Here is a 23,650-nt window from a genome sequence, read left to right as displayed (position 1 = left end):
TAGTATTCCTCTCTTAGGGGATCCAAGTTAAACAGATTCGATGATGGTGACGTTGGCAACGCCGCCGCCTTCACACATCGTTTGAAGACCGTATTTCTTGCCGTGGCGCTTAAGCCCGTGGACCAGCGTCGCCATCAGCTTCGTGCCCGATGCGCCCAGCGGGTGACCCAAAGCAATCGCGCCGCCGTGGACGTTGAGTTTCTCAGGATCAGCGCCCGTGTGCTTAAGCCAAGCCATTGGGACAGGGGCAAACGCCTCGTTCACTTCGTAAAGGTCAATATCGTCGATCTTGAGGCCGGCGCGCTCCAGCGCCTTATCGGTCGCAAACAGCGGCTCTTCAAGCATGATCACCGGATCGCCAGCGGTCACGGTCAGGTTGTGAATGCGCGCCATCGGCGTGAGGTCGTAGCGCTTAAGAGCTTCTTCCGAAACAACCAGAACCGCCGATGAGCCGTCGCAAATCTGACTTGCGCTGGCCGCAGTCACCATGCCGTTAGGGTCGATCAGCTTGACGCCTGCAATGCCTTCGAGCGTTGCATCAAAGCGGATGCCTTCGTCCACCGTGTGCATTTCGGTGCCTTCTGGCGTCTCGATTTCGACGGGCACGATTTCACTGGCAAAGGCCTCTGCCTCTACGGCTGCTTTGGCTTTGAGGTGGCTATTATAAGAGAACGCGTCGAGCTCTTCCTTAGTCATGCCGTGTTTTTTGGCGATCATTTCAGCGCCCATGAACTGGCTGAACTGGACGTTCGGATATTTGTCCTTCACGCCGTCGGACATGTAATTGCCCAGACCCTCTTTCATATGGAGCGTCATATTCGTGCCCATGGGCACGCGGGTCATGCTCTCAACGCCGCTGGCGATGACAACGTCTTGTGTGCCCGACATGACCGCTTGAGCAGCGAACTGGATCGCTTGTTGTGAAGAGCCGCACTGACGGTCGATCGAAACGGCAGGGGTCGATTCAGGAAGCAGTTTGGAGGCAAGCACGCCCATGCGGCCCACTTGACCAGCCTGCTCGCCAGCTTGACTGACACAGCCTGTGACCACGTCATCGACTGCGCTCGGGTCAATTCCGCTGCGGCCAACGACAGCATCAAGGCTTTTGGCCAGCAGGTCCACTGGGTGAACCCCTGCAAGACGGCCACCCCGGCGGCCTCCAGCGGTGCGAACGGCATCGACGATATATGCGGTGGCCATGATCAGAGTATCCTTCCCGTTTACGTAAACGTTGTATTTTGCAACGCGTCTATTGCAGTGGGCATTCAGGGAATCAAGCAAGCATTCTTAGCGTTTTTGCCAGCCTTGCCGCATAAGCTCCCGGCCCGCGTGATCACATCTTAGATGATCGCTCATATCATAGCGGTGCATTCAAAGTTGCCGGAACGCTCGCATTTCACAGCTCAGCGCGCCGGAAACTCGTGTCATCGCCGACTTGTAAAATGGTGTGTTGCAATCACGCTACACAGCTATGTTTTGTTGAGCGCAGGCAGGCACAACCCTTTTATTCTGCCTGCGTATGAGCCAAATCCGCCTCAGGGACGGTAATGTTATACGCTAGGCAGCTTAGCTGTGAACGGGGAAATCCGTCTCTAACGCATGCATTATCCGTCTTAAGTAAGACAGAGTATGCCTCAATCAACAAGAACATGATGGGTCATATTCAGTCAGTGTTGGACTGGTTCGTTGCTTTCATTGGAAGAGCAGCGACACAGGCTGTCATTAGGGGTAGAAAACCAAATGAAAAAATCTACGCAACTACGTCTGAGCGCCGGTAGCGTTGCTATCGGTCTTGCTTTGGCTGCGTCACCTGCGTTCGCGCAGGACGCAGACGTGACGACAGATGATTCTGCTGAAGAGGAAAATCAAATCCTCGTCACGGGTTCACGTCTGAACGTCAATCCTAACCTTCAATCGGTTAGCCCGGTTTTGGCTGTTGATGCCGAAGAGATTACCGTTCGCGGTGTGGTCGACATCGAAGACTTGACCAACACTTTGCCGCAGGTTTCTGCAGCTCAAACCGCTGACCAGTCGAACGGTGCAACTGGTACTTCACAGCTTGACCTTCGTGGTCTTGGTGCACAGCGTACTTTGACCCTCATCGATGGCCGCCGCCTGCCATACGGCGATTCAGCTTCGATCGCGGTTAACCTTGACCTCGTTCCGACCCAATTGGTTGAGCGCGTCGAAGTTCTCACCGGTGGTTCGTCGGCTGTTTACGGCTCTGACGCTGTTGCAGGTGTTGTAAACTTCGTCCTTAAAGACGACTTCGAAGGCGTTGCAATCGACGCTCAGTACGGTTTTGCTCAGTCTGGCAACGGCCGTGATCTGTTCGAGCAAGTCCTCGCAGCTGCACAGCAACCGATCCCAGGTTCTGTAACCGACGGCGAAGAAATCAGCGCATCTGTCACCTTCGGTGCCAACCTTGCTGATGGCCGCGGTAACGTAACCGGCTTCTTTGCTTACCAAAACCGTAATGAAATCAGCCAAGGCGATCGTACCGCTTCGGGCTGTGCGCTTGGTGCATCAACCGGTGCATTCTCGGCAAACGGCTTTGGCTGTATCGGTTCGTCGAACTTCCGCCGCTTTAATAACGTCGCAGATTTCGGTGGAACCGACGTTTTCCAACAGGAAACCGGTGAGTTCACACCGTTCCAAGGTGGCCCGCCAGAGACCTTTAACTTTGGCCCGCAAAACTTCTTCCAGCGTCCTTCTGAGAAGTTCCAGTTCTACACCAAAGCGACTTATGAAGTTACTGAGGGTCTCGAACTGTTTGGTGACGTGAGCTACACCGACGTTGTTTCGGATGCGCAAATCGCACCAACCGCCTCGTTCGGCTTCTTCCAGCGTAGCGTAAACTGCGGCAACCCGCTGATCCAAGATCCGCTGTTTGCTAACGGTGGTTCGTTCGCGACTGAAGTTCTTCAGTGTTCTGCTCAGCAGATCGCTGACGACGAGATCATCAGCGGCATCACTGCAACCCACCGTAACGTCGAAGGCGGCGAGCGTAACTCACGTCTTGAAAACCGTGCGTTCCGTATTGTTGGCGGTGCTCGTGGTACTTTTGCAGAATTCTTCGACTACGAAGTCTTCGGTCAGTACTCAGCAACTCGTGATGAAGACACATCAACCAACGACTTCATCATCGCTAACCTTGACCAGGCTCTGCGTGTGACGACCGACGCAGATGGCAACGCTGTTTGTATCGATCCATCAGGCGGCTGTGTGCCTTACAACATCTTCCAGCGCGGCCCGGCCGGTGAAAGCCTTGTGACTCAAGAGTCGCTCGACTTCATCCAAGGCATCGGTATCACCACTGGTGAAACCGATCAGCTGGTTGTTGGCGGAACTGTGCAGACAGACCTCAGCGAATTCGGCATTCAATCGCCATGGGCGGAAGATGCTGGCGTTGGTTTCCTCGTTGGTGTTGAATACCGCGAAGACACTCTGAACGCGACACCTGACCAAATCAGCCAGCAACCAGACGGCGGTTTCACCGGCGTTGGTGGTCCGACCCTTCCGGTCTCTGGTGCAGTCGAAGTCACCGAGTTCTTTGCCGAGCTTCAGCTTCCACTGGTCACTGGCAAGCCCTTCTTCGAAGAGCTCGTCTTCAGCACGCAGTATCGTTACTCTGACTACTCGGTTGATGGTAACGGCACCTCGAACAGCTTCTCAACCGACACCTATGGTTTCCAACTGACCTGGGCACCGACACCGGACTTCTCGTTCCGCGGTCAGTTCCAGCGCGCAGTTCGTGCACCAAACGTGGTTGAGCTGTTCACCGGTCAAAGCACTGGTCTTCCTGACCTTGCTCAAGCCGGTACCGACGTAAACGGTAACGGTATCTTCGATCCGTGCTCTGGTGCAGTGCCTGTGGCGTCAGCTGCAGCATGTGCCAACACCGGCGTCACCGCTGCTCAGTTCGGTTCCGTTCCAGACGTGATCTCGGGTCAAACCCAAGGTCTCTTCGGTGGTAACCCGCAGCTTGATCCGGAAAGCTCGGACACGTTCACCGTTGGTGCTGTGTTCCAACCAGCGTTCCTGCCTGGCTTCAATGCATCGGTTGACTATTTCGACATCGATATCGAAGACGCAATCGTTGCTGGTCTTGGTGCGCAAACAATCCTCGACAACTGCCTTGGAACTGGCGCAGATACATTCTGTGATCTGATTCAGCGCGACGCAGCAGGTTCACTTAACCCAAGTGGCCCTGGCATCGGCTTCACGCTGACCAACGTCAACGCTGCATCGATCGCAACCGATGGTCTCGACTTCCAAGTCAACTACGGGTTCGACATCGGTAGTGCCGGCTCTGTCGACATCAACTACGCATCAACCTACCTCTTCTCATCTGACTTCACGCCGTTCCCCGGCGCGGATGTCATTGAGTGTGAAGGTGAGTTTGCAGGGCAATGTGGTCAGCCAACGGCGACATATCGTCACCGTGTCCTGATGGGTTGGGAAACCCCGCTCGAAGGTCTGACTGCTAACGTAACGTGGCGTCACTTCGGCGGTGTTGACAACGACTCAGCAACGCCATCACCGGTTGAGCTTTCGCTCGACGCTGTGAACTACTTCGACCTTGCGGTCCGGTATGAAGTGTTCGACGGCATTGTTGCACGCGCAGGCGTCAACAACCTGTTCGAAGACAACTTCCCAGTGTCGATCTCAGCTGGTCCGGCTACCAACGGTAACGGCAACACCTACCCAGGTGTGTACGACACCGGCCGCTTCTTCTTCTTCGGCTTCAGCGCTGAACTGTAAAGAAAAGCGGATATCCAAAATTGAGAACGGCGGGTGTGAAAACGCCCGCCGTTTTTCTTTTGTCTTTGAAAAACAGACAAAGCCTACACGCACGCCGCCTTCTCGCGGCGATCGGCTTCCCCAAGCCGCCGCAAAATCCCTGTCAAAAGTGGCGGCATTGACGTGAATTTCACTGTTGCATTCTAGTGACACGTCTTTGCATTTATTGCGCGCGGACTTTGCGCTCCCCTTCCAAATCCCTGTGCTTAGCTTAACCCCAAGTTCAGGGACTGACTGGCTAGCGCGTGGCGAACGATTCTATGAACGGATCGTTCGATCCGTTGGCAGTACGCCCGTCAGAGTGATCGGGGCGATGCTCGCCTACATCGGCAAAAGCCAACCTCGATCGGCGAAATGATACTGGCGCGTCTGCGTCTGTATGCTTTGATTAAGGGTAAGCATTAAATGAAAATCTCGACAAAACTCCGTCTGAGCGCAGGGTCACTTGCGGTCGGATTTGCGCTGGCCGCTTCGCCGGCATTCGCTCAGGACAACGACGATGAGGCCATTGTCACCACTGACGAGGCAGCTGAAAGTCAAGGCGCCATCACCGTTACCGGTTCGCGAATTCGTCTGCCGAACCTTGAGGCGACTGAGCCAACCGTTACGATCACCAACGAATTCATTGAGCAGCGTAACTTCATCAACGTTGCCGATGCACTGAACGATCTCCCAATCATTCGCGGTTCTGTTACCCCGGACGGGGCTCAAGCTGGCTTTGGTCAGGGCGTGAACTTCATCAACATCTTCGGTCTCGGTACAAACCGGTCGCTGACGCTTGTTAATGGTCGCCGCGTGGTCTCATCCAACACGCCAACGATTTTCGGTCCAGCAGCCCCGGGTCTGCAGGTCGACCTTAACGTCATCCCTGCTGCACTGGTTAAGCGCGTAGACATCGCTTCGACCGCCGGTGCTCCTGTGTACGGTTCGGACGCGATTGCCGGCACCGTCAACCTTGTGCTCGATTCTGAGTATGAAGGCCTTGAACTGACCGGTACATCTACAATCACTGAAGAGGGTGATGGCTTCTCCTACCGTCTTGAAGGCGTGTACGGTACAAGCTTTGCCGATGGCCGCGGTCACATTCAGCTTTCGTCGTTCTACACCGAAACTGACGGTATTCTTCAGAACCAGCGTCAGTTCTTCCGCGACAATGTGGAACTTGAACCAAACACGATCGACAGCGTTTTCCGCATCCAGCCTGCGGGCGCTCCTCTCGACACAGGCGGCGATGACGGTGTTGCACCGCAGGTTCCGTTCTTCGGGACAAACCTGTTCCCGCTCTCCAATGGCGGCGTAATCTTCGGTGGTCCAATCGGTGTTGGCTTTGGTTCACCAAGCGGCACTCAGGCGTTTGAATTTGCCCCTAGCGGCGACCTTGTGCCGTTCCTGGTCGGTGAACGTCCGCTCACACTGGCTGGCGGTACATCAGGTGTCCGTGCCTTTGGCGGTGACGGCTTCCAGTTTGTGGACTTTGGTCAGCTGACATCGGATCTGCGTCGTTTCGGTGCGAATATCTTCGCAAACTACGACATTACCGAGAACATCAACCTCTTCACCGAATTGCAGTATTATGATGCACGGGCTGATGAACTCGTTCAGCAGCCAACCTTCAACTCGCCGTTCTTTGGTGGTGGTTCAAGCGCGCTTACCTTCTCGATCGACAACCCGTTCCTGAACGATCAGGCTCGCGGTGTCCTCGAAGGAGCTGGCGTTGACTCGTTCACAATTTCGCGTGCGAACGTTGGCTTTGCCGACCTTACCGGCTTTGCTGAAACCGAGTTGCTTCGCGGCGTTTTTGGCGCGAAAGGCGACTTCGAACTGCTCGGCAACGGCTGGAACTGGGAAGCATCGTTCACCTATGGCCAGACGGAAGTCACCGATAACCGTCAGGACATCAATCAGCAAAACTTTGTGAACGCAACGAACGTTGCTGTCGATGGTGGAGGCAACATCGTATGCGCGGCCAACCTGGGCGACGTAGAGAACCCCGTCCAACCTGGTAGCCCTGTCAATCCGATTGCGGATGCGCAGTGTGTACCGTTCAACTTCTTTGGGCTCCAGGCTTCACCTGAGGCCATCGCTTACGTGATCGAAGAAAACGCAACTCGCTCGACGCTGGAGCAAGTAGTGTTCAACGCTAACGTCGGCGGTGTTCTGTTCGAACTGTTCGGTAACGATGTTGGCATTAACGTCGGGTACGAGCACCGTGATGAATCGGGCGGGTTCTTCCCATCGGAATTTGAACAGCTTGGCCGTGGCCGCGCTGTTGCAATTCCTGTTGTTGAAGGGTCGTTCAACGTCGACGAAGTCTTCGGCGAACTCTTCGTTCCGCTGATTACTCCTGAAAACGACTTCATCTTCCACTCTGCCAACGTGTATGGCCGTGGTCGTTACGTCGATAACACTGTGAACGGCGGTTTCTTCTCCTGGGCAGCTGGCGGTAGCTTCGCTCCTATCGAAGACATCGAATTCCGCGGTAACTTCACACGCTCGTTCCGTGCACCTGCGATCACTGAACTGTTCTCCCCACAGGGGAACGCGTTCGCAGCGATCGCCGACTTGTGCGAGCCGGGCGATGCCGAAGGTGCGCCGGATCCGGCAATCCGGACAGCAAACTGCGCTGCATTCGATGCTGCATTCCCGAACATTTCGGAACCACAGCAGGCTGCGATTGCTACAATTCCGATCCTAACCGGTGGTAACCCGAACCTCGACAACGAGACTGCGGAAAGCTACAGCATCGGCGGAATTTTGCGTCCACGCTTCGTCCCAGGTCTTTCGCTCACGGTTGACTACGTGAATATCGAAATTTCGTCGCCTATCGCGAACCTGACTGCTGCGACGATTAACGCATCGTGCTTCGATAACCCTGTGTTTGACGCAAGCGATCCTGCGAACGGCAACTCTTTCTGCTCGCTGATCCAACGTGACGCGAACGGTGAAGTTATCGCAGATCCGGAAAATCCAGGCGTGACAACCGGCTTCGTAAACGGTCAGTCCATCAGCTTCGAAGGCATCCAGGCCGAAATGCTCTACAGCACTTCGCTTGATGGCCTTGGTCTGCCGGGTAGCCTGGCGACCCGGGGTAGTTTGCAGGTTGTTCTCGACCGCGTCGTCGACATCACCGGTGTTGCTCCGCAACGCAGTGACGGTGAAATTGGCGACGAAACCTGGGTTGGACAGTTCAGTGCTCAGTACACGAACGGCAATTGGGGTCTCGGTAGTGTCATCAACTATGTCGGCGAGGCATTCTTCGACCGTCAGGAGCAGGGCATTGATGTCCGCTTCATCGATGAACTGGACGATTTCGTGACTGTTGATTTCAACGTGTTCTTTGAAACGCAAGATGACTTCCGTTTCAACTTTGTTGTTACCAACGCATTCGACCGTCAGTGTCAGCGTTTCCAAGGGTTCTGCTATCCCGGAAGCATCAACGATGCATTCGGTCGGACCTTCTCTGCGAGCGTCACCAAATCATTCTAATCTAACAAGGTTAGATAGCGATAAAGAAAGGGCCCCGGGAGACCGGGGCCCTTTTTTGTTGGCGCTAGGAAATTTGCAGCAAGGTCCAACGCTTGCTGCCGAAAGCCTTAGACAGCCTCCATCTTAAGCTCACCGTCGCCCTCATCAATCTTGAGTGTCACGCCGTCTGAGACTTTGCCCTCGATCAGCATTTCAGCCAGCGGGTCTTGCAGGTACTTTTGCACCGCTCGCTTCAATGGCCTCGCGCCGTAAACGGGATCGTAGCCCACCCGGCCAAGCCACCGAAGCGCCGCCTCACTCAAATCAAGGGTGATCTTGCGATCATCCAGCAGCTTCTGCACGCGCTTGACTTGGATTTTGACGATGGGCGCCATGTGCTCCATCGCAAGGCGGTGGAAGAGGATGATCTCATCGAGGCGGTTGATGAACTCCGGCCGGAAGTGCCCGCGCACCACGTCCATCACCTTCTCCTCAACATCGGCGACTTTGCCGTCGTCGGGCAGGTTCGCAAGGTGCTGCGAGCCCAGGTTCGAGGTCAGGATAATGAGTGTGTTCGAGAAATCGACCTTGCGCCCCTGCCCATCTGTCAGGTGCCCATCGTCGAGCACTTGCAGGAGCACGTTGAAGACATCGGTGTGCGCCTTCTCGACCTCGTCGAACAGGACCACTTGATATGGCCTGCGTCGCACCGCCTCGGTGAGCACCCCGCCCTCATCATAGCCAACATAGCCCGGAGGCGCGCCGATCAGACGGGCGACCGAGTGCTTCTCCATAAACTCTGACATATCGATGCGGACCAGCGCTTGATCATCATCGAAAAGGAATTCCGCCAGCGCCTTGGTGAGCTCGGTTTTACCCACACCGGTTGGGCCGAGGAACAGGAACGAGCCCAAGGGCCGCCCCGGATCCTGTAATCCGGCGCGCGCGCGGCGAACGGCTTTGGAGACCGCTTCGATGGCGGGCACCTGACCGATCACACGCTTGCCAAGGATGCTCTCCATTTCGAGCAGCTTTTCGCGCTCGCCCTCCATCATTTTGTCGATAGGAATGCCGGTCCAGCGGCTGACGATGGATGCGATATCCTCTTCGGTCACTTCTTCGCGCAGGAGCGCGTTTTCGGTGAGGTCACCGGCTTCGGCTAGCTGCTTTTCGAGCGCCGGGATGGTTCCGTAGGAAAGCTCACCCGCTTTGGCGAGGTCTCCGGAACGCTCCGCCTGTTCCAGTTCAAGGCGTGCTGCATCGAGCTCTTCTTTCACGCGGCCTTCTGCCTCGATTTTATCGCGTTCATTCTGCCAGCGGGTTGTGAGCTCGGAAGACTCCTGCTCCAGTTCCGCCAGTTCTTTGAGGAGGTTCTCAAGCCGCTCTATGGAGGCATTGTCATCCTCTTTGGCAAGCGCGCTCTCTTCGATCTTAAGCTGAATAATCCGCCGGTCGAGGGTCTCAATCTCTTCGGGCTTGGACTCAACCTCCATCCTTATGCGCGATGCGGCCTCATCCATAAGGTCGATAGCCTTGTCGGGAAGGAAGCGGTTCTGGATGTAGCGGTCCGAAAGCTTGGCCGAGGCGACAATGGCGCCATCGGTGATGCGCACGCCGTGGTGGAGCTCATATTTGTCTTTGATCCCGCGAAGGATCGACACGGTGTCTTCGACCGTGGGCTCTTCGATATAGACCGGTTGGAACCGGCGCTGGAGCGCGGGGTCTTTCTCGACGTACTTTTGATATTCATCGAGCGTGGTTGCACCAATACAATGGAGCTCGCCGCGCGACAGAGCAGGCTTCAAGAGGTTTGAGGCATCCATCGACCCTTCCGAGGCCCCTGCCCCGATCAGCGTGTGCATCTCGTCGATGAAGAGGATGATATTCCCATCTGCATGGCGCACTTCGTCAAGGATGGATTTGAGGCGCTCCTCAAATTCGCCGCGATATTTTGCGCCCGCAATAAGCGCGCCCATATCCAGGCTCATCAGCGTGCGGCCCTTGAGGCTATCGGGCACATCACCATTGGCGATGCGCAGCGCCAAACCTTCGGCTATCGCGGTTTTACCTGTGCCGGGTTCACCAATAATCGCGGGGTTATTCTTGGTCCGGCGGGCCAAAATTTGGATCGTGCGGCGGATTTCCTCATCGCGCCCGATAACAGGATCAAGCTTACCGTCCCGCGCCGCTTTGGTGAGGTCGCGGGCGAACTTATCCATCGCATCATATGTGCTCTCAGCGTTTGCGCTGTCAGCCTTTTTCCCGCCGCGAAGGTCTTCAATTGCGGTGTTGAGGCCCTGCGCAGTGACGCCGGCCGCTTTCATCGCTTTGGCCGTCGCCTCTGGCTGCGCGGCGAGCGCGGTAAGCATGCGTTCCACCGTCACGAAGCTGTCACCAGCCTTATCCGCCAAGGTTTCAGAGGCGTCCAGAACGCGCACAAGGTCATTGTCCATCCCGGGCGTCGATTGCGCGCCAGATCCCGTTACCATCGGGATTTTGGACAGCGCAATATCCACCCCGCTCACCGCTTGCTTTCCATCTCCTCCAGCACGCTGAATAAGCCCTGCTGCCATGCCCTCCTCATCTTCGAGGAGTGCCTTCAATAGATGCAGCGGCGTGATCCGTTGATGATTCATACGAATGGCAACCGTTTGAGCGCTTTGGAGAAAGCCTTTCGCGCGGTCAGTGAATTTATCGAGGTTCATGTCAGGTCCCTAAAGTGATTTGCTCACAGGTGTGTTACATGAGTAGGTGGGTGACTGTTCCAATCTTTGCAAGCCCCCGTTTTTTCGCTCAGACCCACAAGCGCGCTTGACCAACTGTAAACCGCCAGCAATTGTCCGATCCTGAGAGAAGAGGGAAAATACAGTTCATGAAATGGATCAAGCGCGGCGCCTTCGGTGTGATCGCACTTTTGCTCACGACATTTGTATTCTTGGCCACATGGGAGCCCTTTGCAGCGCGTCAAAGTGCAGCGCCTGAATACCGTGAGTATTCAGCCGAGATCGTCCGCAGCGAATACGGCGTACCGATGATCTACGGCAAGACTGATGCAGACGTCGCTTACGGGGTCGCGATTGCGCATGCAGAAGATGACTTCTTCACACTGCAAGACGTGGTTGCCATGTCCAAAGGGCGCTATGGCGCGATCGCTGGGCAAGACGGGGCGCAGGTCGATTACGTCTACCATTTGATCGGCGCACGCGAGACCGCAGCCCGCGAATTTCAGAAGCTTCCAGCCGACACCCGCGCTCTTCTTGAAGGCTACGCAGCAGGCCTTAATCAATACGCTAAAGAGAATGCGGATGAGGTGAAGCTTGGCAATCTATTCCCGGTGAACGGCGAGGATATTGCAGCGGGCTTTGTGCTGCGCCAGCCGTTCTTCTACGGCCTTGGCAATGTTATCGGTCCGCTGGTGGCGGGCGAACCTTTACGCAAAGAGTTTGGCCCCGATATTCCCGGTTTCCCCCGCCCCAATTCGCCAGCGGAACAAATGCGCGAAGATTTGGCTGACGCAAAAGAGCACCCGAACCTTGTTCTGCCCACAGGCCAGCATGCAGACCATCTGGGCTCTAACGCCTGGGCGGTTCGCCCCGAAAAGACAGGCGGGCCAACCACGCTCATTTCCAATTCGCACCAGCCCCTGCGCGGCGGGGTCGCTTGGTATGAGCTGGGCGTGCAATCGGGCGAAGGCTGGCACTTTACCGGCGCAAATTTCCCCGGATCGCCCTTCGCCTTTCTTGGTCACAATGAAAACCTTGGCTGGACCAACACGGTCAATCGCCCGGATATGACCGATGTCTACAAGCTGGAAATGAACGCAGCGGGCGACAGTTATAAGCTCGACGATGAATGGTATTACCTTGAAGAGAAGAACGTTATTCTCCCCGTTAAAATGGGGCCGGTAACCCTGCCTATCAGCCGAACGGTCTATCGCAGCCAGCATCACGGTCCAGTGATCAAGAACGACAACGGCTTTTTCGCGGTCCGGTATGGCGGCATGGAAAAGGCAGAACAGCTAGACGCCTATTACCGCCTCAACAAGGCGGACACCTTCGAGCAATGGCAAACGCAGATTGCGCGAATGGCTATTCCTTCGACCAATTTCATTTATGCCGACCGCGAGGGTAATATCGCCTATGTTTACAATGCGGCGATCCCGAACCGGCCCGAGGATGTGGGGGCAAACTGGCGCGGCGTTTTGGATGGGTCACGCTCTGATCTGATCTGGGAGGGCAGCGTCGAGTATGAACGTATTCCCAAGCTCGTCAATCCAGCGTCTGGCTGGCTCTACAACTCAAACAATGAGCCTTTCACTGCTGCTGGCGAGGGCAGCGATTTGTCGCCGGACGACTTCTCTGCGGCGATGGGTGTAGAGCGCAAACAGACCAACCGTTCGCACCGCGCGTACAAACTGATGAGCGAGGCGGAAGTGCTGGACCGCGCGACCTTGGAGCGGATCAAATATGACACCGCTTACGAGCGGCTCGATTATGTGGATCTGCTCTACGATGCGTTGGAAGCATTAGAAGCGGAAGGCGACGTCGCCAAAGCGCGCGATCTCATGCTGCAATGGGACTTTACCGCTGATAATAACGGCCCCGCAGATTCCATCGCCCTCCTCATGATCATCAGCTACATGGGCGCGGAATACAACAATACGCCGGTGCCCGATGTGGCAGAGAAACTGCAAGAGGCCTTTGACCATTTGATGGAGCATTTCGGGCGGCTCGACCCGCCAATGAGTGAGCTGTTGCGCCTTCGTCAGGGCGATGTGGATCTGCCCCTTGATGGCGGTTCAGACACCTTGCGAGCCTCCACCATCTGGCGGGTGGACGATGATGGACGCCTCAGCCTCGTACACGGCGACAGCTTTATTCAATGGGTCGAATGGCCAGCGGACGGAGGGAAGGTGACGTCTCGTTCGGTCCAACCTTTCGGCGCTGCCACAACTCGCCCAAATTCAAAGCATTTCACCGATCAAATGCAGCTCTACGTCGATCACGAATTGAAGCCTGTACACTTTTTCGAAGAGGACGTACGCGCTAATGCGCAAAGCACGAGGGTCATCACAAACGCAAAGTAATCTGGTTTTCGGGGCCAATACATGTTTTTGCCTTTGTTCAGGCTGCTCTCAACATGAGCTCTCACCAGACATGATCTTTTGCGCATTGATAATATGAAGGGACTGAAAATATGAAACTCCGTCACGCCGCAGCGAGTCTCGCTGCGCTCAGTGTTGCAATTGCAACCCCAATGACCCCGGTTCTGGCCGATGACCATACAAGCGCGGCGAGCGCTGAACCTAAGAACGACCTCCAAGAGCTTGTGGCTCAAGTTCAGGTCCCGTTTGAGAAGTTTGAACTTGAAAACGGCCTCACCGTTATCGTTCACGAAGACCGCAAAGCGCCAATCGTCGGGGTGGCTGTTTGGTACAACGTCGGCTCCAAGGATGAGCCTAAGGGCCTCACCGGCTTTGCTCACCTGTTTGAACACCTGATGTTCAATGGCTCAGAAAACGCGCCGAACGATTACTTCCAATACCTTCAGGAAATGGGCGCGACCGATTTCAACGGCACGACCAATTTCGACCGCACCAACTACTTCCAAACAGTCCCTCGCCCAGCTCTTGATCGAGCATTGTGGCTTGAAAGCGACCGCATGGGATACCTTCTGGGAGCGGTCACACAGGGCAAGCTCGACAACCAAATCGGCGTTGTCCAAAACGAAAAGCGCCAAAACGATAACCGTCCCGGCGGCCTTGTGTTCTATGAAATTCTTGAAACCATCTTCCCTGATGCCCACCCTTATCAGCACTCTGTCATTGGCTCGATGGCTGACATCGAGGCGGCAACGCTTGACGATGTGAAAGATTGGTTCCGCGAAAAATACGGCCCGAACAACGCGACGATCGTGCTTGCCGGCGATATCTCCGCTGACGAGGCGCGCCCTCTGGTGGAGAAATGGTTTGGCGCAATTCCGCGCGGCGCTGTGAACACACCAGCGGCGGCGGCGATCCCTAACCTCGAAGAACCAATTCGCACAGTCATGAAAGACCAGGTCGCCGCGACCTCCATCAGCATGTATTGGCCAGCTCCTGGCATCACCTCTGAAGATTTGGCGGCCCTTAACATGGGTACACAGATCTTTGGTGGTCTGCTTTCAAGCCGGCTTGACCAGATCCTTGTTCGCGATGAGCAATTGGCGGTCGGTGTTTCGGCTGGCAATTTCGACTTCCAACGCGTCGGCATCATCAATGTCAGTGCCACTCTTAAAGACGGTGTGGATGCACGCCAACTCGAAGCGCGGTTGAAGCAGCTTGTCGATTGGTATGTGGAAACCGGGCCCACACAGGCTGAGGTAGACCGTGCAGCGACCAGCAATTTGGCTGGCACCATTCGCGGGCTTGAGCAGGTTGGCGGCTTTGGCGGCAAGGCTGTGGCTCTTGCCCGCGGCGAAGTTCTTGCTGGCGATCCCGGCTTTGCCAAACAGCAATTGGAATTGCTTGCCTCGATTACGCCTGAGACGATCAAGGCGGCCATGCAGAAATGGATGACAAAGCCTGCCTTCACTTTGGTTCTTGAACCGGGTGAGCGTGATGCGACTTATCAAGAGGCCTCCAGCGTCACCGCAGGCGGTGCAGCGACCGTGCGTGACCGTGAAGCCGACCTTGATACGATCTCAGTGTCGCTTGAGCGTCCAGCACCAGAGATCGCCTCGGTGCCATCACTCGACTTCCCTGACGTCGAGCGTGCAACCCTGGCTAACGGAATGCAGGTCACTTACGCCAAGCGTGATGCGGTCCCTGCGACCTATGTGACGATGTCGTTCAACGCGGGCTCGGCTTCGGACAGCGCAGACAAGCGCGGCGTCGAAAACCTCGCGTTGGGCCTCTTCGACGAAGGCACCGCCACTCTCAGCAGCCAGCAGATCGCTGAAGAGCGCGAGAAGCTGGGCGTCACCATTGGCCAGGGCGGCGGCGATGACCGGTCAAGCTTCACGCTTTCCGCGCTGTCGTCGAACCTGTCTGAATCGCTGACACTGTTTGGCGACATCATTCAGAACCCTGCCTTCAACGAAAGCGACCTTGCCCGCGTCAAGGCGCAGACCATCACTGGTATTCGTCAGCAAATGCGTTCGCCGCAAGGAATTGCGCGCCGCGCGATTGGTGTCGAATTGTTCGGCGCAGACAGCCCTTACGGAGGTGTCGAAACGCTTGAGAGTGTTGAGAGCATCACCCGCGACGATTTGGTGGCATTCAAAGACACATGGATCCGTCCAGACAATGGCGAGGTCTTTGTGATCTCTAGCCTGCCTCTCGACACCATTGTCGCCCAATTGAACGAAGCGTTTGGTGATTGGCAATCTCCGGCGACCCCGAGGGGTGAGAAAGATTTCTCTTCCATGCCAAAGGCGGCTGACGGCGGGCGCATCGTGCTCATCAACCGTCCGAACTCACCGCAAAGCTTCATTTTCGGCGGGCAAATCACCCCGCTTGATGCGAGCGACCCGGCCTATGTGGACTTTGAGAACGCCAACAACTCGCTTGGCGGCAACTTCCTCGCGCGTCTCAACATGAACCTGCGTGAGACGAAAGGCTGGAGCTACGGCATACGCGGCGCACCGCAGCCGCGCGAGGAGACCGTTGTATACGCGATCGGCGGCGGCGTTCAGGCGGACCGTACCGGCGATTCTATCGCGGAGATGATCCGCGAGACCAGCGCATTCCTCACCACCAGCGGCGTGACTGAGGATGAGCTTACTCGCAATGTTGCAAACTCGGTTGGGCTCCTGCCAGGGCGTTTTGAAACATCGCGCGCGGTCCTCGGTGCGATGCAGCAAATCGCCCTCTATGGCCGGCCAGACAATTACTACGAAGAACTCGTGGGCAAATACGAAGCGCAGACCACTGACAGCCTCAATGCAGCGGCACGCAGTGCTCTTAACGTCGACGATTTCCTTTGGGTGGTCGTTGGCGATGCGGAGAAAGTCGCACCGCAGCTTGAACAGCTCGGTCTTCCGGTCGAAGTGCGCGAAATGGAAGGCGCTCAATTGGGCGGCTAATCCATCGCGGAAGCCCCCACTATGGGCCCCACCCTTGCCACCGCGACGTTACGGCACGGCGTGGGAAGATGTCACACAGAATTGCGGGCGAGGCCACTGCGGTCTCGCCCGCTTCCTTTTTCGTCTTAATTGACGCTACGTTAGGTATTGAAAGCGCGTGTTCGACGTGTACAACTCAGCGCCAAGCCAAGGGCCCCGACAGGATTTTGGCTCTTTGAAATTATCACAAGCGCCCCAAGCTTTGGCGCACTGTCCAAGGAGACGATAAATGTCTGTATCAGGTTCATTCGACACCACAGTGAAAAGCCCGATGGGCGACCAATCCGGCAAGCTCACCATTGAAGACAATGGCGATGGCACGTTCAAAGGCAACATGTCTGGCGGCATGGGCTCGATGGACATCGAGGAAGGTACTGTTGACGGCAACACAATCAAATGGTCGATGAACATGACCGTTCCTATGCCAATGACCCTCGATTGCGAAGCGACCATTGATGGCGATGCCATCACCGGCAACGTCAATGCAGGCGCTTTCGGCGCAATGCCGCTTTCGGGTGTACGCGCTTAAGCGTTGAGTATTTTGAGGCAAAAGAATTGGGCCGCCCCGGCAAAGTGCTGGGGCGGCCCTTTCTAGTTTGTGATTTAGCGCTTTAGCCGAACTTGGTCTTGGCTTTAGCCGAATTTGGCCTTGTGGCCCTCTGTATCGCCAGCTGCCAGATATTTTGCCTGTTCGACCCAATTGTCGCGGGTAATGCGGCCTTTGAATTTGAGGTACTGATCCACCTCGGCAATATCGGCATCGGTCCATTGAGAAATCTGGTCAAAGCGTGAGACGCCGAGCGATTGACAGGTCTCGTTGAGTTTCGGCCCCACGCCTTTGATCTTTGTGAGATCATCAGGCTCGCCCACGGCAGCTTCAATCTTGGGCTTATCGGCTTCATCTTGAACAATGCCTTGAACGGTGTCTTTGGTCTTATCCGTCGCAGCACCAACCGCCGCCGTAGCGCCAGCTGCTGCCACAGTGGCACTATCTGCGGCAGCCTTGCCGGCATCTTTAGCGGTATCCACCGCGTCCGACGCCGCATCGCCCGCAGCGCTGGCGGCACTCTTCGCCATACCAGCAGCACCAGAAGCAGCGCTTCCGGCGGTATCCGCTGCGCCTTTGGCCGCATCACCTGCTTTGCCAGCGGTGTCCGCTACCATCTCGCCCAGACGCCCCCAAATCCACCACGCGGTGGCAAGTCCAAGAGCCACGGCAATAAGCGCGCGGATGGGATGTGCGATCAACAAATCAATCATATCGTCTCTCCTAGCGCTTAACTGCGGCCCCAAATGAGCCAGCCAATTCCAAGACCAATGGTGAAAAGGATCATCAAGCCGATCCAGCTTTCAAGCAAAAGTGGCATGTTATGCTCCCTCCTCTTCCGATACCGTCGTGTCATCCAGATCAGCTGCGGCATCATCCAGCGTAAACTCAATGCGGCGATTGGCCGCATTTTCGCCCGCATCGTCGACCAGCGGCTGGCTTGAGCCATAACCGGTTGGCACGATCCGAACATCGGCAACGCTGCGATTGGCAAGTTCCGCTGCCACCGCATCGGCGCGCGCTTGGCTCAGCGCCAAATTCACCTCATCCGTGCCGGTAGCATCGGTGTGACCACCCACATTGATCCGCATCCCCGTGCACACATTCATGCGCCGCGCGAGCGAGTTGATCATGTCGAGCGAGGTTTCCGACAAATCGGCCGAGCCCGTCTCAAACTGAATGGTCTTGCCCTCTTTGAAGATATCCAGCGCCTCCTGACACGCAGCGATCTGCTCAGCGCTTGCACCGGTCACAGCGGCGGGGTCTTCAATGCCTGTGGCAAGAGCCGCCTCATCAAACAGATCAAGCTCACCTTCCCAAGTGATTGAGCCCACATTCGCAGCTTCGCGCAAAATGCCTTCAATCCGCGCGCGTTCGTCAGGATCGCTAATCCCCGATAGCGTCACCCCGCGAGACAGCGGATCGCGCGCCATGGACAGCGTCACACCGCGTACGTTCGCATCGGCCAAAGCCGCGCTCGCATCAGCCTCGATTATGTCGATAGTTTCGGCGCCGCTTGCATAGTGCGTGCCTACGGCAAGCAGCGAAGCAGCCCCAGCGCCAATCAGCGCTTTGGTTAGTCCCCTCATAGTGGATCTCTCGTTTTTGTATTACACCCGTGCGAAATACTAACGCGCTGCGGTCTCTAGTAAATGCAAAAATTGTAACGCGCTGCGCGGGTCATGCGCTTTTGGCCGCAAAAACCGGTTTGCGCGGGGATCAGTTAGCCAAGAGTTCAAACTTCATAAGCAGCGTTCGCTGTGCGCCAGAAAAATTGTCGTCGCTGACGATGTAGAGGAAGGTGCGGCCCTCCTCTTCGCGCACTGTTAGTCCTTCGAAGTTGTCGAGGGTTAAAGGAGGCAGGAAGGTTGCGATCTCGCGGCGTGTGCCATCGGGCGCATAGGCAACAATAGCAGCAGTGTTGCCTTGCGCGGGCGAATAGCTGCGGAAGAGGATAAGAAATGTGCCATCCGCGAGCGCGTCGGCGCCTGTTGGCACAGCGCCAAATTCGGCCAAAGCTTCGGGTGGGTCGGCGCGAAACTCGGACAGACTAAGCTCGCGATGATCGAGAAAGAGGCAGTTGCCTTTGTCGCGCGATGTAAGGCGCTCAGCGCATAACAACGCGCCCCTTTTAGCAACCGCAACAGCTTCAAGGCCGTTGTTTTCACCCAGTGGGCCAAGGAATTCTTCAGGATCAATTTTAGCGCGATACGCCGTCCCTCGCGAAAGCCCTTGGTCGTAGCTCAGCAATCTATGGTCGCGCTCGAATGCGACAAGAACATTGCCGTTGTTCTCGCGCGCGAGGCTCTCGCTATCGCCGTTTTCTTTGCCTTCGAGCGGCTTTCCATCAGGGGCCAGGAGCGGCCCGATCGTATGATTGGTTATTCCTGTGAGGCGATCATTTTCTTCCCTTAGGTTAAACACGATCCAGCGCGCATCGTCGGTGATCGCAAGAAGCGTACCGGCTTTATCATCCCATTCAAGCCCGGAAAGCCCGCCAATATTCTGCCCCATGCGCGGGATATCGAGCCCGCCGAGGTATTGGAGGTCCCCCACCCGGTCGAGCGTCGGGTCATCCTCAGACAGCGGCACCTGCAACAGCTCTTTCCCGTCCCGCGCGAAGGGATCGTGCAGGTAGATATACCCGCCAACAAGCAGCACAGCGACAAGGAGCGGACCCCAGAGAGCGACCCGCAATACCATGTCCTAGGCGAGCTTGTCCTTGAGGATCTGGTTCACCACTTGCGGGTTCGCCTTGCCCTGCATCGCCTTCATGGTCTGACCCACAAAGAAGCCGAAGAGCTTGTCTTTGCCGCCTTTATATTGCTCGACCTTGTCTTGGTTGTTGGCGAGGATATCGTCGATGGCGGCCTCAATCGCGCCGGTGTCGGAGACCTGTTTGAGGCCTTCGGTGTCGGCGATCTCGTCGGGTTCACGCCCAGTTTTGAGGACGATCTCGAAAATTTCCTTTGCTTGTGAGCCGCTGATCTCGCTTTTTCCCTGCATCGCAAGGATCGCGGCCTGACGTTCAGCAGTCGCATGAGAGGCATCGGCCTCATCACCCAGCGATTTGATCACACCGGGAGCAACCGAAAGCGCCCAGTTGGCGACCTGCGTTGCGACTTTGGCCTCGGACTTGCCGATAGCGCTCGCAGCCGCCGAAAGCAGCGTTTCAAAGCGCGCAAAGGTTTCCACCTCATGCGTGAGTTCACGCGCATTGTAAGGCGTCAGGCCAAGCTCGGTTTCGTACCGCACCCGCTTTGCATCGGGCAATTCGGGAAGGCTCGCGCGGCATTCTTCGAGGAAATCATCTTCGAGCACAACAGGAAGCAGATCAGGATCGGGGAAGTAGCGGTAATCGTGCGCGTCTTCTTTCGAACGCATGGTGCGCGTGGTGCCGGTGGCGACGTCAAACAGGCGCGTTTCCTGATCCACGGTGCCGCCGCTTTCGAGCACATCGACCTGACGGTTCGCCTCATATTCAATCACTTGCATGACAAAACGGACCGAGTTCACGTTCTTGGTCTCAGTGCGCGTGCCCAATTCATCGCCCGCTTTGCGGACCGAGACATTGACGTCAGCGCGCATGGAGCCTTCTTCCATATTGCCGTCGCAAGAGCCCACATAACGCAGGATCGAGCGCAATTTGCGCACATAAGCGCCCGCCTCGGCAGGCGATTGCATATCGGGCTTGGAGACGATTTCCATCAAGGCAACGCCCGAACGGTTGAGATCGACATAGGACATTGTTGGGTGCTGATCATGCATCAGTTTGCCTGCATCCTGCTCGACGTGAATCCGCTCAATCCCGATCACTTTGTCTTCGGGAATGCCGTGTTTTTCATCGGCTTCGATGAGCAGCTGACCCTCGCCCACGATGGGGTGGTAAAGCTGGCTGATCTGATAGCCTTGGGGCAAATCAGCGTAGAAATAGTTCTTACGGTCAAACCGGCTCCATGCGTTGATCTGCGCCTCAATCGCCATGCCGGTGCGCACCGCTTGGCGGATGCACTCTTGATTAGGCACGGGCAGCATTCCGGGCATAGCCGCATCGACGAGGCTCACTTGGCTGTTCGGCTCCGCGCCAAATTCCGTATTCGCGCCCGAAAACAGCTTCGACTTGGACGTCACCTGCGCATGGACTTCGAGGCCGATTACAACCTCCCATTCACCTGTCTGCCCTTGGATACGGTAGTCACTCATATTTCTATCCTCGTCATCCCAGAGAAAGCTGGGATCTCAAGCCAATTGCGTATTCGTTTGCCGCCATAGACCCTAGCGAGCACTAGGGTGATGGTTGGTTCTTGTTTTCTTTGTCCTCAATGACGTTGCCATCAGGGTCAAAGCGCGCTTCGCCGTGGTCGATGGTTTTGCTGAGGAACATCACCACCCCGCCAAGGATGGCGAAAGCGATGAGGAAGATCATCACGAAGAAAGCGGTGAAGCTCATGCAGGTTCCTCCGCCTCCAACAGCTTCGCTTCCACGGCTTTGAGTTCGGCGCGCACGACATTGTCGAATTTGCGCGTGCCAGTGATGTTGATCTCTTCGAGGAAAAGCACGCTGAAGCTGCGATACTCAGGATAGTTTGCCAGTTCGCGCACAGTCGCGGCGAACAGCGGCCCGTTGCGCACCTGCTGCGATTTGGGATCGAGCTGGTTATGGAGGCCCTGGAGCAGTGCTGCGTATGCGAAGAACCGCTTGTTGGGTTCCTCAGCAGGCGCAGACTTCGCGCGGTCGCGAAAGGAGAAAGCGAACACCCAAGCCGGGATCACAAAACCCAGCGCGAGGATCGCGACTATAGCCGCCTCAAACGGGGTCACCACCAACGCTCCGGCGCGTGGTCAAACCCGGCGCGCTCTTGGATGGCGAAACCTGCGTTCAGAACCAATTGCTCATCAAACGCCTTGCCCACGAGTTGCAGACCCAGCGGCAAGCCGTCGGGGTTGAGGCCCGCAGGAACGCTCATCGCCGGGAGCCCTGCAAGCGAGGCTGGCACGGCGAACACATCGTTCAAATACATCGTCAGCGGATCTTCATTGAGCGAGCCCAATGGAAAGCTTGCTGTCGGCGTTGTCGGCGCGAGGATTAGGTCACACTTCTCCCAAGCCTTCTCGAAATCTTTGGAAACCAGAGCGCGCACTTTTTGAGCCTGCGTATAATAGGCATCGTAAAAGCCTGCGGAGAGCACATAGGTGCCAATCAGAATGCGGCGTTTGACCTCGTCGCCAAAGCCCGCCGCGCGGGTCTCGGCATACATATCTTGCAGGCCAGCACCCTCCGGCAGATCGCGCAGACCATAGCGCACGCCGTCATAACGGGCGAGGTTGGACGACGCCTCGGCAGGGGCGATGATGTAGTAAGCGGGGAGCGCATATTTGGTATGCGGCAAAGAGATATCGACGATCTCAGCGCCTGCATCCTTAAGCCATGCCTTGCCCTGCTCCCATGAGTCCATGATCGCCTTGTCGGTGCCGTCCATGCAGTATTCGGTGGGGATGCCAACTTTTTTGCCGCTGAGGTCCGAAGACAAGGCCGCTTCCCAATCGGGCACATCCATTTGCAGAGATGTCGCATCCTTCGGATCGAACCCAGCCATTGCGCCGAGCATAATCGCGCAGTCTTCGACCGAGCGTGCCATCGGGCCGGCTTGGTCGAGCGAGGAGGCAAAGGCCACCACGCCCCAACGCGAGCAACGCCCATAAGTCGGCTTAATCCCGCAAATGCCAGTGAAGGCGGCAGGCTGACGGATCGAACCGCCCGTGTCGGTGCCGGTCGCGGCTGGCGCAATGCGTGCTGCCACAGCGGAGGATGAACCACCCGAGGAACCACCGGGCGACATCGCGGCATTGCTGCCCTCTTTGCGCCAAGGGGAACTCACATCACCAAAAGCGCTCGTCTCGTTCGAGGAGCCCATCGCAAATTGGTCGAGGTTAAGCTTACCCAGCATCCCTGCGCCCGCGTTCCACAGGTTCTGCGAAACGGTGCTTTCGTATTGAGGCTTAAACCCGCCAAGGATGTTGGAAGCCGCGGTGGTCTGAACGCCGTGCGATGCAAACAGGTCCTTCATGCCAATCGGCACGCCGCCCATTGCGCCCAGTTCCTCGCCGCTCGCGCGTTTGGCATCAGTCTTGTCCGCTGCTTCTAATGCGGCTTCGGGAGTGGTCACGATAAAGGCGTTGAGCGAGGCCGCTTGCTCGACAGCTGTGTTAAACGCCTCCGCCACCTCGCGAGCGGTAAAGTCGCCGCCTGCCACACCGTCGCGGATCGCTTTTACGCCTAGGTTTGTAAGGTCAGTCATATGTTTCGTGAGTCCTCGCGAAGGCGGGGACCTGTTGCCGCACGCGCATCGCTAAGTTGATGGAGGTTCCCGCCTTTGCGAGAACGCACAAATAGAACGCTCAAAATCACTCAATCACCTTGGGCACACCAAAGAAGCCGTGCTCAGCAGCAGGTGCATTGGCGATCACCGCATCGCGCTTTCCGCCGCCTGTCAGTGGGTCGGCATCGACCACATCGTCGCGCAGGCGAAGCGTGTTGGGAATAACCGCCGTCATCGGTTCGACGCCCGACACATCAACCTCGCCAAGCTGCTCCACCCAATCAAGGATGTTGTTAAGCTCTGGCACCATGCGTGTCAGCTCATCATCGCCCATCTTGATGCGCGACAAGCTAGCGATTTTCGCTACTGTTTGTTTATCTACAGACATGCTTGCCGCTTAGCGCTCAGGAAG

Annotated in this window: 15 protein-coding genes; 5 read left to right on the top strand and 10 right to left on the bottom strand. The window is 56.5% G+C overall.

The genetic code is table 11. From position 1 onward, the window contains the following. Positions 1–27 precede the first annotated feature (27 nt). Positions 28–1,200 carry an acetyl-CoA C-acetyltransferase gene (locus AC0V60_RS01810; protein WP_486176846.1) on the bottom strand — a complete coding sequence of 391 codons (1,173 nt, stop codon included), beginning with the start codon at positions 1,198–1,200 and terminating at the stop codon, positions 28–30. Between the two features lie 540 nt (positions 1,201–1,740). Between AC0V60_RS01810 and AC0V60_RS01805 the strand changes: the two genes are divergently transcribed. After that, entirely contained in the window at positions 1,741–4,764 is a 3,024-nt protein-coding gene (locus AC0V60_RS01805; protein ID WP_486176845.1) for a TonB-dependent receptor domain-containing protein, read from the top strand. A 444-nt stretch (positions 4,765–5,208) separates the two neighbouring features. Next, the gene (locus AC0V60_RS01800) at positions 5,209–8,289 is read left to right on the top strand and encodes a TonB-dependent receptor domain-containing protein (protein ID WP_486176844.1); all 3,081 of its coding nucleotides are present in this window, start codon (positions 5,209–5,211) and stop codon (positions 8,287–8,289) included. A gap of 107 nt (positions 8,290–8,396) precedes the next feature. Here AC0V60_RS01800 and clpB read toward each other — a convergent pair whose 3' ends face one another. After that, positions 8,397–10,973, bottom strand: a complete 2,577-nt coding sequence (gene clpB / locus AC0V60_RS01795; protein WP_486176843.1) for an ATP-dependent chaperone ClpB — start codon at positions 10,971–10,973, stop codon at positions 8,397–8,399. A gap of 167 nt (positions 10,974–11,140) precedes the next feature. Between clpB and AC0V60_RS01790 the strand changes: the two genes are divergently transcribed. The 3 genes from AC0V60_RS01790 to AC0V60_RS01780 all read left to right on the top strand — a co-directional run bounded on the left by AC0V60_RS01790 (position 11,141) and on the right by AC0V60_RS01780 (position 16,900). Further along, on the top strand, positions 11,141–13,354 hold the full coding sequence (locus AC0V60_RS01790) for an acylase (protein WP_486176842.1): 2,214 nt from the start codon (positions 11,141–11,143) through the stop codon (positions 13,352–13,354). 110 nt (positions 13,355–13,464) lie between these two features. Beyond that, positions 13,465–16,332, top strand: coding sequence for a M16 family metallopeptidase (locus AC0V60_RS01785; protein WP_486176841.1), 2,868 nt, complete (start codon positions 13,465–13,467; stop codon positions 16,330–16,332). Between the two features lie 268 nt (positions 16,333–16,600). Beyond that, complete coding sequence (locus AC0V60_RS01780; protein WP_486176840.1) at positions 16,601–16,900, top strand: lipocalin/fatty acid-binding family protein; 300 nt, start codon at positions 16,601–16,603, stop codon at positions 16,898–16,900. 104 nt (positions 16,901–17,004) lie between these two features. Here AC0V60_RS01780 and AC0V60_RS01775 read toward each other — a convergent pair whose 3' ends face one another. The 8 genes from AC0V60_RS01775 to gatC all read right to left on the bottom strand — a co-directional run bounded on the left by AC0V60_RS01775 (position 17,005) and on the right by gatC (position 23,626). After that, the gene (locus tag AC0V60_RS01775; RefSeq protein ID WP_486176839.1) at positions 17,005–17,631 is read right to left on the bottom strand and encodes a hypothetical protein; all 627 of its coding nucleotides are present in this window, start codon (positions 17,629–17,631) and stop codon (positions 17,005–17,007) included. Between the two features lie 108 nt (positions 17,632–17,739). Then, positions 17,740–18,507 carry an OmpA family protein gene (locus tag AC0V60_RS01770; RefSeq protein WP_486176838.1) on the bottom strand — a complete coding sequence of 256 codons (768 nt, stop codon included), beginning with the start codon at positions 18,505–18,507 and terminating at the stop codon, positions 17,740–17,742. A gap of 130 nt (positions 18,508–18,637) precedes the next feature. Beyond that, positions 18,638–19,615, bottom strand: a complete 978-nt coding sequence (locus AC0V60_RS01765; protein WP_486176837.1) for an esterase-like activity of phytase family protein — start codon at positions 19,613–19,615, stop codon at positions 18,638–18,640. Between the two features lie 9 nt (positions 19,616–19,624). Continuing rightward, a complete protein-coding gene (gatB, locus tag AC0V60_RS01760) occupies positions 19,625–21,121 on the bottom strand; it encodes an Asp-tRNA(Asn)/Glu-tRNA(Gln) amidotransferase subunit GatB (protein ID WP_486176836.1) in 1,497 nt (498 codons plus the stop codon). Between the two features lie 82 nt (positions 21,122–21,203). Further along, positions 21,204–21,368, bottom strand: a complete 165-nt coding sequence (locus AC0V60_RS01755; protein WP_486176835.1) for a glutamyl-tRNA amidotransferase — start codon at positions 21,366–21,368, stop codon at positions 21,204–21,206. Further along, positions 21,365–21,739, bottom strand: a complete 375-nt coding sequence (locus AC0V60_RS01750; RefSeq protein WP_486176834.1) for a hypothetical protein — start codon at positions 21,737–21,739, stop codon at positions 21,365–21,367. The genes AC0V60_RS01755 and AC0V60_RS01750 overlap by 4 nt, the downstream gene beginning before the upstream one ends. Next, positions 21,736–23,217 (bottom strand): Asp-tRNA(Asn)/Glu-tRNA(Gln) amidotransferase subunit GatA, encoded by a 1,482-nt coding sequence (gatA, locus tag AC0V60_RS01745; protein ID WP_486176833.1) that lies wholly within the window; start codon positions 23,215–23,217, stop codon positions 21,736–21,738. Before gatA ends, AC0V60_RS01750 begins: the two co-directional genes overlap by 4 nt. A gap of 106 nt (positions 23,218–23,323) precedes the next feature. Beyond that, positions 23,324–23,626: an Asp-tRNA(Asn)/Glu-tRNA(Gln) amidotransferase subunit GatC gene (gatC, locus tag AC0V60_RS01740; protein ID WP_486176832.1), complete on the bottom strand. Its 303-nt coding sequence runs from the start codon at positions 23,624–23,626 to the stop codon at positions 23,324–23,326. Between the last annotated feature and the right edge of the window lie 24 nt (positions 23,627–23,650).

The sequence above is a fragment of the Erythrobacter sp. S259 genome (assembly GCF_057364965.1).
This window is presented reverse-complemented; position numbering and strand designations above follow the sequence as displayed.

Coding starts and splice junctions, on each gene's coding strand:
- AC0V60_RS01810 (WP_486176846.1), bottom strand. CDS start 1,200: ATGGCCACCGCATATATCGTCGATGCCGTTCGCACCGCTGGAGGCCGC.
- AC0V60_RS01805 (WP_486176845.1), top strand. CDS start 1,741: ATGAAAAAATCTACGCAACTACGTCTGAGCGCCGGTAGCGTTGCTATC.
- AC0V60_RS01800 (WP_486176844.1), top strand. CDS start 5,209: ATGAAAATCTCGACAAAACTCCGTCTGAGCGCAGGGTCACTTGCGGTC.
- clpB (WP_486176843.1), bottom strand. CDS start 10,973: ATGAACCTCGATAAATTCACTGACCGCGCGAAAGGCTTTCTCCAAAGC.
- AC0V60_RS01790 (WP_486176842.1), top strand. CDS start 11,141: ATGAAATGGATCAAGCGCGGCGCCTTCGGTGTGATCGCACTTTTGCTC.
- AC0V60_RS01785 (WP_486176841.1), top strand. CDS start 13,465: ATGAAACTCCGTCACGCCGCAGCGAGTCTCGCTGCGCTCAGTGTTGCA.
- AC0V60_RS01780 (WP_486176840.1), top strand. CDS start 16,601: ATGTCTGTATCAGGTTCATTCGACACCACAGTGAAAAGCCCGATGGGC.
- AC0V60_RS01775 (WP_486176839.1), bottom strand. CDS start 17,631: ATGATTGATTTGTTGATCGCACATCCCATCCGCGCGCTTATTGCCGTG.
- AC0V60_RS01770 (WP_486176838.1), bottom strand. CDS start 18,507: ATGAGGGGACTAACCAAAGCGCTGATTGGCGCTGGGGCTGCTTCGCTG.
- gatB (WP_486176836.1), bottom strand. CDS start 21,121: ATGAGTGACTACCGTATCCAAGGGCAGACAGGTGAATGGGAGGTTGTA.
- AC0V60_RS01755 (WP_486176835.1), bottom strand. CDS start 21,368: ATGAGCTTCACCGCTTTCTTCGTGATGATCTTCCTCATCGCTTTCGCC.
- gatA (WP_486176833.1), bottom strand. CDS start 23,217: ATGACTGACCTTACAAACCTAGGCGTAAAAGCGATCCGCGACGGTGTG.
- gatC (WP_486176832.1), bottom strand. CDS start 23,626: ATGTCTGTAGATAAACAAACAGTAGCGAAAATCGCTAGCTTGTCGCGC.